1 protein-coding gene is annotated in these 1,180 nt (G+C 64.9%); it reads left to right on the forward strand.

All coding sequences use genetic code 11. From position 1 onward, the window contains the following. Positions 1-1,176: elongation factor Tu (gene tuf / locus R5H32_RS20900; protein WP_318340564.1), on the forward strand; the 1,176-nt coding region annotated here is incomplete at its 5' end. Between the last annotated feature and the right edge of the window lie 4 nt (positions 1,177-1,180).

The following is a 1,180-nucleotide window of genomic DNA, read 5'->3' on the forward strand; positions in this document are numbered from 1 at the left end:
ATGGCAAAGGCAAAATTCGAACGGACGAAACCGCACGTGAACATCGGGACCATCGGTCACGTTGACCACGGCAAGACGACGCTGACGGCGGCGATCACGAAGTATTTCGGCGACTTCAAGGCCTATGACCAGATCGACGCGGCGCCGGAAGAGAAGGCGCGCGGGATCACGATCTCGACCGCGCACGTTGAATACGAGAGCGCGTCGCGCCACTACGCGCATGTCGACTGCCCGGGCCACGCCGACTACGTCAAGAACATGATCACGGGTGCGGCGCAGATGGACGGCGCGATCCTCGTGGTGAACGCGGCCGACGGCCCGATGCCGCAGACCCGCGAGCACATCCTGCTCGGCCGCCAGGTGGGCATCCCCTACATGGTCGTCTACCTCAACAAGGTCGACCAGGTGGATGACGAGGAGCTTCTGGAGCTCGTCGAGATGGAAGTGCGCGAGCTTCTGTCGTCCTACGACTACCCGGGCGACGACATTCCGATCATCAAGGGCTCGGCGCTTGCCGCGCTTGAAGGCCGCGACGCCGAGATCGGCGAGAACTCGATCCGTGCGCTGATCGAGGCTGTCGACAGCTACATCCCGACGCCCGAGCGCGCCGTGGACCAGCCGTTCCTGATGCCGATCGAGGACGTGTTCTCGATCTCGGGCCGCGGCACCGTGGTCACCGGCCGGGTCGAGCGCGGCGTGATCAACGTCGGCGACGAAGTCGAGATCGTGGGCATCCGCGACACCAAGAAGTCGACCTGCACCGGCGTCGAGATGTTCCGCAAGCTGCTGGACCGCGGCGAGGCTGGCGACAACGTCGGCATCCTGCTGCGCGGCATCGAGCGTGACGGCGTCGAGCGCGGCCAGGTGCTGTGCAAGCCGAAGTCGGTGAACCCGCACACCCACTTCGAGGCCGAGGCCTACATCCTGACGAAGGAAGAAGGCGGTCGCCACACGCCGTTCTTCGCCAACTACCGTCCGCAGTTCTACTTCCGCACGACGGACGTGACCGGGACGGTGAAGCTGCCGGAAGGCACCGAGATGGTGATGCCGGGCGACAACCTGAAGTTCGAGGTCGAGCTGATCGCCCCGATCGCGATGGAAGAGAAGCTCCGCTTCGCCATCCGCGAGGGCGGCCGCACCGTCGGCGCCGGCGTCGTCTCGAAGATCATCAAGTAAGACC

The organism is Defluviimonas sp. D31, from assembly GCF_033436765.1.
Taxonomy (GTDB): Bacteria; Pseudomonadota; Alphaproteobacteria; order Rhodobacterales; family Rhodobacteraceae; genus Albidovulum.